General features: G+C 55.8%; 9 protein-coding genes, 1 tRNA gene and 1 pseudogene. 10 read left to right on the top strand and 1 reads right to left on the bottom strand.

What is annotated here, in order from left to right:
- The first annotated feature begins 181 nt into the window (after positions 1–181).
- From IQ254_RS12145 to IQ254_RS12110, 7 genes and pseudogenes are all read left to right on the top strand, one after another.
- The gene (locus IQ254_RS12145) at positions 182–436 is read left to right on the top strand and encodes a hypothetical protein (protein ID WP_193966426.1); all 255 of its coding nucleotides are present in this window, start codon (positions 182–184) and stop codon (positions 434–436) included.
- Between the two features lie 220 nt (positions 437–656).
- Positions 657–1583 carry a hypothetical protein gene (locus IQ254_RS12140; protein WP_193966425.1) on the top strand — a complete coding sequence of 309 codons (927 nt, stop codon included), beginning with the start codon at positions 657–659 and terminating at the stop codon, positions 1581–1583.
- 249 nt (positions 1584–1832) lie between these two features.
- On the top strand, positions 1833–2681 hold the full coding sequence (locus IQ254_RS12135; RefSeq protein ID WP_193966424.1) for a hypothetical protein: 849 nt from the start codon (positions 1833–1835) through the stop codon (positions 2679–2681).
- 290 nt (positions 2682–2971) lie between these two features.
- Positions 2972–5386 carry a cation-translocating P-type ATPase gene (locus IQ254_RS12130; RefSeq protein WP_193966423.1) on the top strand — a complete coding sequence of 805 codons (2415 nt, stop codon included), beginning with the start codon at positions 2972–2974 and terminating at the stop codon, positions 5384–5386.
- Between the two features lie 311 nt (positions 5387–5697).
- Positions 5698–6240 (top strand): annotated as a pseudogene (locus tag IQ254_RS12120) (transposase); the annotation flags it as partial.
- Between the two features lie 150 nt (positions 6241–6390).
- A complete protein-coding gene (locus IQ254_RS12115; protein ID WP_193966420.1) occupies positions 6391–7227 on the top strand; it encodes a CPBP family intramembrane glutamic endopeptidase in 837 nt (278 codons plus the stop codon).
- Positions 7228–7285: 58 nt separating this feature from the next.
- Positions 7286–8503, top strand: a complete 1218-nt coding sequence (locus tag IQ254_RS12110; protein WP_193966419.1) for an MSMEG_0565 family glycosyltransferase — start codon at positions 7286–7288, stop codon at positions 8501–8503.
- 63 nt (positions 8504–8566) lie between these two features.
- On the opposite strand, the gene IQ254_RS12105 is transcribed toward IQ254_RS12110, so the two are convergent.
- A tRNA-Ala gene (locus IQ254_RS12105) sits at positions 8567–8639 on the bottom strand.
- A gap of 146 nt (positions 8640–8785) precedes the next feature.
- On the opposite strand from IQ254_RS12105, the gene IQ254_RS12100 reads away from it, so the two are divergent.
- The 3 genes from IQ254_RS12100 to IQ254_RS12090 all read left to right on the top strand — a co-directional run bounded on the left by IQ254_RS12100 (position 8786) and on the right by IQ254_RS12090 (position 12062).
- Positions 8786–9871 (top strand): RuBisCO accumulation factor 1, encoded by a 1086-nt coding sequence (locus IQ254_RS12100; RefSeq protein ID WP_193966418.1) that lies wholly within the window; start codon positions 8786–8788, stop codon positions 9869–9871.
- Positions 9872–9880: 9 nt separating this feature from the next.
- Positions 9881–10093 carry a hypothetical protein gene (locus tag IQ254_RS12095; RefSeq protein WP_193966417.1) on the top strand — a complete coding sequence of 71 codons (213 nt, stop codon included), beginning with the start codon at positions 9881–9883 and terminating at the stop codon, positions 10091–10093.
- A gap of 205 nt (positions 10094–10298) precedes the next feature.
- The gene (locus IQ254_RS12090) at positions 10299–12062 is read left to right on the top strand and encodes a TrkA family potassium uptake protein (RefSeq protein ID WP_193966416.1); all 1764 of its coding nucleotides are present in this window, start codon (positions 10299–10301) and stop codon (positions 12060–12062) included.
- The last annotated feature ends 172 nt before the right edge of the window (positions 12063–12234 follow it).

Here is a 12234-nt window from a genome sequence, read left to right as displayed (position 1 = left end):
TGGAATTCTCAAACTGAAGATGGAAGGAACCTATAGCGTGACTCTTTGATCGCTTAAAAGCTACTGAAGAGAACGCAAATTGATTTAAATCACGTCCAATTTGTAATTTCAATTCTTGCAGAAAACCGAATTTGGACGTAACCAACCTCGAACACAATTCATTCATACCAGGATAAATCCCATGACTGTTCAACCTAGCAATACAGGCGTTAAGCGATGTCTGAGTTATTGCTTATCGTTAGCGAGTGTATTGGCCATTTCAGCTGAAGCGATCGCGCAGCCTCTCCCTGGGGGAAGCGTCATCCCAGTTTCTGCCGATGAGATGGCTCAAACTCAGGCTGAGCCAGCCCAGACCGCTCAGTCCTCCACCCCAGCAACAATCCCAACAGAGGCAGAAGCGGCTGCACTCCGTCTGCAATCCTTCTTCAGCCGATAATCTGGAACTGTTAGCTGCCATGCCCGCCCCTGATTGACTGACAAAAGTTGTCTGCCCTCACCCCCAACCCCTCTCCCAGAGGGCGTTCGCGGAGCGTCTCCGAAGGGAGAGGGCTAGGGTGAGGGCTTTCCGGGCATCAGCCTGCATGTGAAACGCCCAAAAGTTTAGTTCATCCCCAAAGAACAACCACAAATGTGTTCTTCAATCGCAGGAGAAAGGAATGAATCACTATAAGCCGCTGAGTTTCCTCTTGGCAGCTCAGGCAATTGGAATACTTTTTTTCTTCCCATACTATGCCTTCTTTTTGCAAGATCATATTGGCTTAAGGCTCTTTTCTATTGGCCTAGCGAGTCTAGCGGTTCTGAGTTTCTGGAGCGTTGTGACTGGCAAGCCGTGGGCTTTATGGCTGGTGCTCACAGTGACGTCATTGAAGCTCACGCTAGATCTATTTGCCTGGGCAACATTCCTAGATCGCAGCTTGCTGCAAATAGTCGGACAAGGAATCAACATTAGCATTATTGTGATTGCCTTCAGAAGCCAAATGCCAAGCCATTCGAGACTTTCACATCTGCACAAACTTTATTATGGCTTTGTTTTAGGACTCGCCTTGCCGATTGGTATTTGGGGACTCCTGATGCCTGAAGAGATCACGACGGTATTGCCATTTATGGTGCCTCCCCTCCATGCTCGTTTTTTAGGTTCTATGTATCTTTCCGGAGCCACGTTTATGGGGTTAAACATCCTAGCAAAGCAGTGGTCAGAAGCTCGCGTAGTCACTCCCATGATTGCCATCTGGACGGGCATGTTGGGGTTGATTTCTCTATTTTATCTTGAGGCCTTTAACTGGGAGCTTGAGCCGACTTGGATCTGGTTTGTGGCCTACATCGGCTATCCACTTATTGCCGCTTGGATCACCTGGCAACAGCGATCGCAAACTGAACATCCACCGGGTTCAGATCTCTCTCGTCTCCTGCGCATTTATTTATTAGTACAAAGCAGTCTCTTTACGCTTTTGGCGCTCTGCTTACTATTTGCACCCGCCGCCATGGTTAAGGTTTGGCCCTGGGCTATTACACCTTTACTGGCTCATATTTATAGCGCTCCTTTCCTTTCCTTTCCTATGGGCTGGGTAGCCTTTATGCCCTGACCCAAAAAAAGTGGAAAGAAGTGAGAATTTTAATCTATGCCACCTTAGTGTTTACCGTGGGTGTTCTGGGTTCATCCCTTTATCATCTGGCGCTGTTTGACTTTGCCCGTCTTAGTGTTTGGGCATGGTTTAGCGGCTTTAGTCTAATCAGCTTGGCCTTAGCTTTTTTTGGTTTTTTACCCAGTTTGCGGAGTGCCTCTGCCTTGAAGCAAGAAAAATCCTTAGATAGCAACTATTAGGCAATAAATCATGACTCTTTCACCTTCCAATTCTGCCACTGCTCATAACAGCACCCCTATTTCGCTACCCCTGAGGGCATGGCTTGCCGTTGAAATACTTTTTGGTGTCGCAGCGATCGAGGCGGTTTTCTTGCACCCTGATCAAACGGCAACAAATTTCGCTTGGCCCATTCAACCCATTGTCATGGCTGCCACCTTTGGGAGCTTCTACTTATCTGTAGGACTAATGTTTATTTTGGGAACTTTGGCCCGCCGCTGGCAACAGGTTCGGGCAGTGAGTATTCCTGCTGCAATTTTTACTGGCTTCATGCTCCTCACCACTTTTCTTCACTGGGATAAGTTCAACCATGGCATTCCACCTTTCTATATTTGGTTTGCGAGCTATTTGTTGCCGCCGCCTATTTTTGTGGCGCTATACTACTCCCACCAAAAGAAAGCCGCACCGATAGGAATGCAACGATTACATCCTATTGCTCAACCCATTCGTCAGTTTTGGGTTATCAACGGTCTTATTATTACCCTGATTACACTGCTATTTTACCTGGCCCCAACCTGGTTAATCACGATCGCCCCTTGGACAATGACCCCCCTAACTGCTCGTACCCTTTGCGGCTGGTTAATTGCTGTGGGGACGCTCCAAATGTGGATGGCATGGGAAGGTGATTGGGGCCGGATCAAAATCGCCAGTACCCTGCTTGTCATTCTGCCCTTTGCTCTTTTATTTCAATGGGCTCGATACAGCTCAGAAGTAAACTGGAGTAGTCTTTCGCTCTGGCTGTTGTTGCTGGACTTTAGCTTCAATTCGTTTCTGTGTATCTATTTATGGTGCCTGTGGACTGGTCGGCGCTCTTCTCTTTGAAGGGCGGCGCCAGCGCAACGAAAAGAAGACACCTGATGTATTCCTGCTTGACTGACAAAACAGGCAGGCTGAAACCATAGGCAGGCTACGCTCTGGAGCTGATGCTGAAGGGGTTTCAAGCTTTCCCCACCCTTCGGCCCTGGTGCGTGATAGAGAGGATATGTCCCAATCCTTTAGCCATCATCGCCTGGCAGACCAGGGCCGCAAAGCTTTGGCCTAGGTGAAGAAATGCTCACACTGAGAATGACCTTGGTAGGCTAGATGCACGCCGCTCATTCGAGTTTTTGCCCATGCCGGTTCTCTCTCCTCAAACCCCGCCCCAGTTTGTAGCGCCAGCAACCGTTGGCTCTGACCGTCAGACTGTGGTACTCAACGTCAGCGGCATGAAGTGCGCCGGGTGTGTGCGGGCCGTAGAAAAGGGCCTGGCCCAGGTAGAGGGGGTGACATCGGCCACGGTCAACCTGGTGACGGAGGTGGCCGTAGTCGAGGCCCAGAGTGACGCTGTCACCGCTGAAACGCTGGCCGATGCCGTGGCCCAGGCCGGGTTTAAGGCGACGCCGCGCACCAGCGATGGCGATGGCGACGACCTCACCGCCTGGGTGGCGGCGAAACGGGCCGAGCAGCAGCAGCAGGGGCGGCGGCTGGGGGTAGCGATCGCTCTGCTGATTCTCTCCACCCTGGGCCACCTGAGGCACTTTGGCTGGCTGACGGTGCCCATCCTCAGCGACCTGTGGTTTCACGCTCTGCTGGCCACGGGGACGCTGGCCTTTCCAGCCCGAGACATTCTCGTTGACGGCTGGCAGGGCATTCGCCGGGGCGCGCCCAACATGAATACCCTGGTGGCCCTGGGCAGCGGCAGTGCTTACCTGGCCAGCGTGGTGGCGCTGGTGTTCCCGGCGCTGGGCTGGGAGTGCTTTTTTGACGAGCCGGTGATGCTGCTGGCGTTTATTTTGCTGGGCCGCACCCTGGAGCAGCGAGCGAGATATCGGGCGGCGGATGCGCTGCGATCGCTGGTCGAACTCCAGCCCGCCGTCGCCCGCTTAATCTCAAACCCGGCCACCGCTGGTGTGGCCCAGACTGGGGTCGAGGTGCCGGCCCGCTGCCTGCAAGTCGGCGAGTGGGTGCAGGTGCTACCGGGCGAAAAGATCTCCGCCGATGGCACGGTGGTCACCGGGCAGACCACCGTCGATGAGTCAATGCTGACCGGCGAGTCAATGCCAGTGCTGAAGCAGGCGGGGGATGGGGTGACCGCAGGCACGCTGAACCAGGGGGGCGCGATCGCCATTCAGGTCACGGGCACCGGCCAAAACACCGTGCTGGCCCAAATGATTCGCCTGGTGGAAACCGCCCAAAGCCGCAAGGCCCCGATTCAGCGGCTGGCGGACGTGATCTCGGGCTACTTCACCTACGGCGTGCTGAGTCTGGCAACCCTCACCTTCCTCTTCTGGTACTTCGTCGGCCTTTCCCTCTGGCCGAGCGTGATGGACTCGGCTCTGGGCATGGCCCACATGGGCCACACCATGACCCTGACCTCCTCGACATTGCTGGTCAGCCTCAAGCTGGCGATCGCCGTCATGGTGGTGGCCTGTCCCTGCGCCCTGGGGCTGGCCACCCCCACCGCCATTCTGGTGGGTTCAGGCATGGGGGCCGAGCGGGGCCTGCTGCTGCGCGGCGGCGACAGTCTCGAAACCATCCACCACCTCGATACCGTGGTGTTTGACAAAACCGGCACCCTCACCCAGGGCCAACCCCAGGTGACGGCGATCCACGTCCTCGAAGATGGATTCACCGAGGCCGACATTCTGCAACTGGCCGCTACGGTTGAAAGCGGCACCCGTCACCCCCTGGCCCAGGCGATTCACCAGGCCGCCGCTGAGCAAGCCTTAGACCTGCTAGCCGCCGATGACTTTGACACCCAGCCCGGTCTGGGGGTCGCCGCCCAGGTCACCTGGCGGGATGAAACGCTCTCCTGCGCCCTGGGCAATCAGCTCTGGATGGAGCAGCAGGGGCTGGAGCTATCTGACGCCGTGCGCGAACGGGCGGTAGCGCTGGCTAGCGCTGGGCAGACGGTGGTGTATGTGGGACTGGGCGATCAGGTCGTGGTGGGCGTGGTGGCGATCGCCGACCTGCTCCGCCCCGAAGCTGCCGCTGTGGTCAAAGACCTGCAAGATCAAGGGCTACAGGTGCGGGTGCTAACGGGGGATAGAAAGGAAGTGGCGGCTGCGATCGCATCCCAGCTCAACCTCAGCCCCGCCCAGGTCACCGCCGAGGTCTCGCCCCAGGGCAAAGTCGATGCGATCGGCCAACTCCAGGCGGAGGGGTATACGGTGGCTCTGGTCGGCGACGGCATCAACGACGCCCCCGCCCTGGCCCAGGCCGATGTGGGCATTAGCCTGCACTCGGGCAGCGACATTGCCATGGAAACCGCCGATGTCATTCTCATGCAAAATGACCTGACGGGCCTGCTCGATACCCTCACCCTCAGCCGCGCCACCTTCAACAAGATTCGCCAAAACCTGGCCTGGGCCTTTGCCTACAACCTGGTAGCGATCCCGCTAGCGGCGGGGGTGTTGTTGCCCGTCGCTGGAGTCAGCCTTAGCCCGGCGGCAGCGGGCGGCATGATGGCGTTTAGCTCGGTGGCGGTGGTGGTGAATTCATTATTATTGCGTTCTGTGCCACAGAGAAACATTATCAAGTATAGATAGAGACAGCAAGTTTTACTTTCTTCTCACGCTAAAATATAGCTATGATTATATGAATTTAAGGTAGTTTTTGAGTCTATCGATTAGCAAAGTTTACTCTCCTAAATCCAGATAAATCTAGCCTACAGAGAAATATTTATCACCCAAACAAGGAATTAAAACCTTCCATGCATGTCATCAATGAAACTCCTTATGAGGTTGAAGAAACTCAACTGAAGGAAGCTCAAGATCTTGCAAGTCGTGTTCAAGAATCGGCGGATGTTGTTGAGAAGCATTTTGCTAGCTAGTGTCAATCAGGTATAAGAATGAGCATGCAGCAAAAATGTTTGGCGCATTTGCGGCGGCATTTTAAAAAAGTGATTAAGCTCAAGCATGGCCATAATCCGCACCTTGGCCAGGTGTTTCTCGACTGGATTGATACAGCCTTTGCGGCGCATCGGCACTAGCGTGAAACCCAAGATGCTAAGGCTTATCATCATTGGGCAGCGGGCTTCAAACGGGAGGTGCAAACGGCCCTCGAAGCATGGTTGCCGAAAGCCGCGTATGCCGCTGGATTGTTGTTGCGTTCGTTACGCGATCAAGCGGCCCAATGGTGGTATTTCCTCGACCACCCAGAAGTGCCACCGGATAACAATCGCTCCGAATGCTCCTTACGGTTGGCTGTGACCAAACGCAAAGTTTCTGGCGGCTCACGGTCCATGACAGGCTTTGCCCAGACGGCCAGCTTACTCACGGTAATCCAGACCTGTCGGACTCAGGGTCGGTCGGTGTTGGATTTTTTCCAGCAGGTGTTGATGGCCACAGGCTCACCTAAGGGCCGACCAATGCCTTCGCTCATCCCTGATGCAAGCACCTGAATCCTTACGCATAACCAATCAGACAATTAGAATTCGCCCGATTGGTCAATGGCTAAGTTTTGGGAAGTATGGTGAAATTACTCGAGTCTCTTCCCTTTCCACGTTGGCATGGTGAGATGAAGAAGCTATGGTCTTCCAGGGTTCTCAGTAATGCTTCATCGATATCCACTGACTGCCTTTTTTCTCCTGGCCTACGCTATTTCCTGGGTGCTATGGCTACCGCTACTGCTGTCTGCCCAGGGTCTAATTGCGGTTCAACCACCACAGATACTCCATCTGCTAGGTAGCTTAGGCCCAGCCCTCGCAGCGCTCATGGTGACAAAAATCTGTGGCGGCCAGGTGGGATGGCGCGACCTGTGGCGACGAATGTTTAACTGGCGCGTGCATTGGGTATGGCACGCGATCGCCTGGTTGAGCCCGATCGCGCTTTTTCTGACTGCGGGCTTACTCACGGGCTGGGAGGGACAGCCCTGGCAAAACTTTGGGCGCAGTAGCGAGTATCCCGATTTGCCTGTAGGAGGCTACTGGGTAGCAAGTATTGTCTTCTACGGCTGGGGCGAAGAAACGGGCTGGCGGGGGTTTGCTCTGCCCCATCTACAGACTCGTCAGACGGCTCTGACGGCGACTATCAAATTAAGTCTATTTTGGGCACTCTGGCATCTACCGCTGTTTGGCTTTACATCAGGACTTGCCCAGTTGGGCGTTGCCGAAATCCTGGGCTGGTACTTGAGTCTGCTGACCGGAGCGATCTTGTTTACCTGGCTAACTAACAGCACCCAAGGCAGCATTCTGATCGCCGCCGTGTTTCACGGAACGATGGATATTGCGTTTGTGTCGCCGATGCCGACAATGACGACCAGCATGCTGGGAGCTTTAATCACGATCTGGGGCATCGTAGTCCTCTTCACCACCAGACCGCGTTACCTTTCCCGAGTTGGCAAGATAGTGATCGCTCCGGCAACAAACACTGTCGCAGTTGACGATTAGGCTTTAGGTGTGTGCATTCTCATTAGTGCGACTGTTTTGTCATACTACACTTGTCCCAATGCCCCAGCCCCTTGAGATTGCACTCCTGACCTACTCGACAAAGCTGCGGGGCAGTGTGGTGCATACGCTGGAGTTGGCAACCGCTCTCACGGAGCTAGGCCACGACGTGTGCGTCTACGCCCTCGACAAAGACGGACTGGGGTTTGAGCGAGACATTTCAGCCAGGGTGGAGCTGGTCCCCGCTCAGCCACCACCGACCCACCTGCCGCCCGAACAGGCTACCGATGCGCTAATTCGTCAGCGAATTGAAGAATTTGTGTCCTACTTTTTGGTTCATCCCCAACCTCAAGACATCTACCATGCCCAAGACTGCATTGGGGCCAATGCTCTGGTGCAGCTGCGGCAGCGGGGGCGACTGTCCAACGTAGTGCGCACCGTTCACCACATTGAAGACTACCCCAGCATTTACCTACAGCAGTGTCAGGACAAATCGATTCGCGACCCAGATTTGTGCTTGTGCGTCAGCGATCGCTGGCACCAGGCCCTTCTCACCGAATACGGTATTGCAGCCCCTAAAGTTCTCAACGGCGTCGATCTCAGGCGTTTCTCGCCAACGCCCTCAGGTCAAGAAGAGGCTCTCAAAGCCCGCTATGGTCTCACGGGTTCCCCTATCTTTCTCACGGTAGGCGGCATTGAGCCGCGCAAAAATTCGCTGCGGCTGCTGGCGGCCTTTGCCCAGGTGCTCGCCACTCACCCCCAGGCGCAGCTCGTGATCGCAGGCGGGGCCACCCTGTTCGACTATGAGCCCTATCGTCAGCAGTTTTTTGCGTTGGCTCGGGCTTTAGCGCCAGAACCTGGCTCGATGATGGGTCAGTCGGTGATCTTGCCGGGGGTGATTCCCGATGGCGACTTACCCGCCCTCTACCGCACCGCCGATGTCTTTTGCTTTCCGTCTACTAAGGAGGGCTGGGGGCTGGTGGTGCTGGAGGCGATCGCATCGGGCCTACCGGTGATCGCCGCCGATCAGCCACCGTTTACCGAGTTCCTAAATTCTGAGCAAGCGCTGCTGGTCGAGCCTGAGTCGGTAGAGGCCATTGCCGATGCTATGACCGCAGCGCCGAACCCTGCCGTGGCTCACTCTCTAATCCAAGCAAGTCAGGCTATTTTGCCCCATTACTCTTGGCGGCGATCCGCCCAGCTGCACGTACAACAATACCAAAAGCTGTGCCTGGCATCAGGAGCACGCCGCATCCAGCGAGATTTGAAGCATTCCTAGGCTGCTCCTGTAGCAACGAAACGTCTCTATGCTTGCGGCAAAGGCCTGGTGATCCCGGTCATATGGAGCTAAGCGGATTCGAACCGCTGACCCCTTGAATGCCATTCAAGTGCTCTACCAACTGAGCTATAGCCCCCCATGCGCTAGCTATGACGCCAAGCGCACAAATAATAGTGGCCCACAGCGGGTGCTGCCGTCAACCCCAAAGTTTCCCTTACAGGTGAAAAGATCGGCAACCATCCGCGATAGAGTCAGGCAGATAGCATTAACGTGGCAATGGTCATGATTTCTCCTGGCTCTACTCCTCCTACTCCTCCCCCCGACGCCGATGCGGTGCAGGATATTTTACTCAAGCTGCGGCGCAAAGAAGGTACCTGGGTCAATTGGGCCCAGGGTTGCCAAGCCCTACAAAAAGCCAAACTAACGCCCCAGCAAATTTTTGAAGAAACGGGGTTTGAACCCATTCAGCAAAACCAGATTATGGTGGCTGAGCAGGTCTTTCAATCGCTGATTAACGTGGGGGTCGCCGAAGCCACCCAGGCCCACTTTACGCGGCAGGGCAGCGATTCGCTCTACGAAATGCGGTTGCTCTCTCAGAGCGATCGCGCCGCGACCGCCGACTTCGCCCTCCAGCACGGCCTCGACTCTGAGGAGGTGCGCGATCTGGTCAAACCGCTCAAAGAATATTCCTACCGTAAGGAGAACCCGCCCGGTTTTGGCGATGGCCCCGGCGATGCGATCGCCTACCACTATTGGAAGCTGGCGCGCCAAAACGACGACCTGCAAGACCGCTCTCGGCTCATTGCTCAAGCCCTGCGGTTTGCCGAGACCGCCACCGCTCGACAGCAGATTGAAAAGCTTTTGACCGACTTTACCGTGGTCAAGAGTCGCCCCGCGCCGCGACTACCCCTGTATCGCTTAGAGACCGAGAGCGATCTGCCCCGCATGATTCCGGTGGTGGGGCAAATGCCGCTGACCGTAGATGACCTCAAGGCGGTGCCCGTCGTCGTCGCAGAAGATCCCTTTGGGATGGTCAGCACCACTGGGGCTAGCGCTTGGATTGCGGTGCCAGGCTGGCAGGTGATCTTTCGAGCCGAAGACCCGGTCGGCCTGTTGACCCAGTCGCGGCAGTTGCCCAACTACCCGATCGACGCCGCCGATGAGTTATTGTTCGTAGTGGTCGATCGCAGCGATCGCACCTGGGACGACGATGGCTACTTTCTCACCGCTACCGCCGATCAGCTCACCGTAGTCTGGTCGACCAGTCCCTTAGATACGCCTGTTCTCGGCAAGGTCATCCTGATTTTGCGGCCTAAGCGCATCCTAGACGAAGACTACAATCGCGAACTCTGGCAGATAGACGAGTAGGAGCACCCCATGGCCTTAGAACGACGCCTCTCACGCACCATGTTTCTCAATACCGAAATCGTCGAGCTGCGGCAGATGTGCTTTACCCCCGGTCGGGTCTTTGAGCCGGGTAAGTATCTCGCTGGTGAGCTGCCCGATACCGCTTTTGAAATGGGCCTGGTCGAAAAGCTGCCGCCCGTCCGGGGCCATAGCGAAGAGCTAGACAAACCACCCCAAGTTTAGGGACTGAGTTAGGGACTGCGTCTTAGCCCCCAGCCCCCAGACTCTCTTGGGCAAAACCCCTGACCCTACGCCAAACTCTCCTACTGGGCCCCAATGCCAAACCAGGCCCCTCCGCTGAGAGTAAACTTTTTGCGACAACGTACTCTAAGCTACAGTACCTAGCGGCCCCAGCCCCGACAACAGTGGTAGTATCTGTGGCTGCACCATGGCCGTGACATCCTTAACCCCAAAAGATTTAATCGCTTCCCCCAAACCCCAAATTATTGTCTGCGGTTTGGGGCGCACGGGGTTTCGCATTTTCACCCTCCTGCGGCAGCAGGGTGCGAGGGTGGTAGGCATTAGCTACCATCCTCTGCCCGAGGTGGTGGGCAATATTGTGGTCGGGGAGCTGCGATCGCCCGATACGCTCAAAGCAGCGGGCATTCATCAGGCCCATACCCTGGTGTTAGCCACCTCCGACGACGCCCTAAATCTGGCTATTCTGACCCAGGCGCGCATTCTCAACCCCAACATTTGCATCGTCAACCGACTGTTTAATATTAGCCTGGGCGAGCGCCTCGACCACACCCTGCCCCACCATGTCAGCCTGAGTTCGGCGACTCTAGCCGCGCCCCTGTTTGCCTTTGCGGCGCGGGGCAATCGGGCCATTGGCCAACTCCACCTGTTTGGTCTCACCTGGCCCATGTACGAAGAGGTGATCGACGTCGCCCATCCCTGGCATGGCAAACCGCTCAAAGCCCTCTGGGATAACCGATCCCAGCTTTTAATTCACTACCACTCTAGCTCTAGCCCGATGGACTTGGTGACGGCAGTGGTGACGGGGCAGGTGCTCCAGGTGGGCGATCGCATTGTGGTGGCCAACCAGCCCCAGCAGCCCCGACCCAAATCTCACCACATGGCGCAGTTTTGGCAGCGGCTGTTAGTGACCCTCGACCATGGTCGCCGTCGCGCCCGCGCCACCCTGCTGGTCATTTTGGCGCTGCTCATTACCATCGGCTTAGCCACCTTTACCTACCTGTGGCAAGATCTCGGCACCAGCTGGGTCGATGCTCTGTACTTCTCGGTGGGGATGATCACCGGGGCTGGGGGTCAAGAACAGGTTGCCGAAGAGGCCTCGGCCAGCATCAAAGTGTTTACCGCCGCCATGATGCTAGTGGGGGCCGGGGTGATCGGCATCTGCTACGCCCTGCTCAACGACTTTATTTTAGGCTCTCACTTTCAGAGTCTGTGGAGCGTGGCCCGCATGCCCCGCCAGCACCACTACATTGTTTGTGGGTTAGGCGGCGTCGGCTATCGCATAGCTATCCACTTACACCAAACCGGTCACAAAGTCGCGGTGATTGAGCAAGACATCAACAACCGGTTTTTACTGTCCGTCAAGGCGCTTAAAATCCCGGTTATCATCGGCGATGCCAACCTCACTTCCACCTTAGAAACCGTCAATCTATCGTCGGCCCAAGCGCTGCTGGTGGTCACCAGCGACGACACCATCAATCTAGAAATTGCCCTCACCGCCCGCAACATTAGCCCCCAGGTGCCTACCGTGGTGCGCATCTATGAGGCTAAATTCGCCCAACAAGTGCAGCAGGTCTTTGAGTTTGACCAAGTGCTCAGCCCCATGGATTTAGCCGCCCCCACCTTTGCGGCGGCGGCACTTGGGGGTCGCATTTTAGGCAATGGTATATCTGGGGATCAGCTCTGGGTGGCGATCGCCACCCTAATTACCCCCCACCATCCGTTCTACAATCAACCCATTCAGGCCGTGGCCAAAACCTCCCACTTGGTGCCCCTCTATATTGAGAGTCGCGGTGCCCAGGGCCATGGTCCCAACCATCGCACCCTCCACGGCTATGACCTGCTCAATGTCACCCTCGCCGATGGTGATGTGCTCTACCTCACCATGCCCGCTAACCGGCTCGATTGTCTGCAATACAACCCGACTCAAGTTATTGAAGAGATGAGGGGATAAGGGGTAGCGGATATACAGCCTTATTCATGTTGCTTAAGTACAGTTCAAAGGGAACAGGGAGTAGGTGACAGGGAACAGAGTGTACTTGTTTCACTTGCACACCGCTATATTCAATCTTCAAAGTTGGTCTTTTTTCTCCCTCTCCCCGTCTCCCCCTCTCTCCCTCTCTCCC

Source organism: Nodosilinea sp. LEGE 07088 (assembly GCF_015207395.1).
Classification (GTDB): domain Bacteria; phylum Cyanobacteriota; class Cyanobacteriia; order Phormidesmidales; family Phormidesmidaceae; genus Nodosilinea.
The sequence above is the reverse complement of the archived record's forward strand: the minus strand, read 5'-3'. Positions and strand labels throughout refer to the sequence as shown.

Excerpts from the sequence above, each read along its gene's own strand:
- IQ254_RS12145 (WP_193966426.1), top strand. The coding sequence starts at position 182 with ATGACTGTTCAACCTAGCAATACAGGCGTTAAGCGATGTCTGAGTTAT.
- IQ254_RS12140 (WP_193966425.1), top strand. The coding sequence starts at position 657 with ATGAATCACTATAAGCCGCTGAGTTTCCTCTTGGCAGCTCAGGCAATT.
- IQ254_RS12135 (WP_193966424.1), top strand. The coding sequence starts at position 1,833 with ATGACTCTTTCACCTTCCAATTCTGCCACTGCTCATAACAGCACCCCT.
- IQ254_RS12130 (WP_193966423.1), top strand. The coding sequence starts at position 2,972 with ATGCCGGTTCTCTCTCCTCAAACCCCGCCCCAGTTTGTAGCGCCAGCA.
- IQ254_RS12115 (WP_193966420.1), top strand. The coding sequence starts at position 6,391 with ATGCTTCATCGATATCCACTGACTGCCTTTTTTCTCCTGGCCTACGCT.
- IQ254_RS12110 (WP_193966419.1), top strand. The coding sequence starts at position 7,286 with ATGCCCCAGCCCCTTGAGATTGCACTCCTGACCTACTCGACAAAGCTG.
- IQ254_RS12100 (WP_193966418.1), top strand. The coding sequence starts at position 8,786 with ATGATTTCTCCTGGCTCTACTCCTCCTACTCCTCCCCCCGACGCCGAT.
- IQ254_RS12095 (WP_193966417.1), top strand. The coding sequence starts at position 9,881 with ATGGCCTTAGAACGACGCCTCTCACGCACCATGTTTCTCAATACCGAA.
- IQ254_RS12090 (WP_193966416.1), top strand. The coding sequence starts at position 10,299 with ATGGCCGTGACATCCTTAACCCCAAAAGATTTAATCGCTTCCCCCAAA.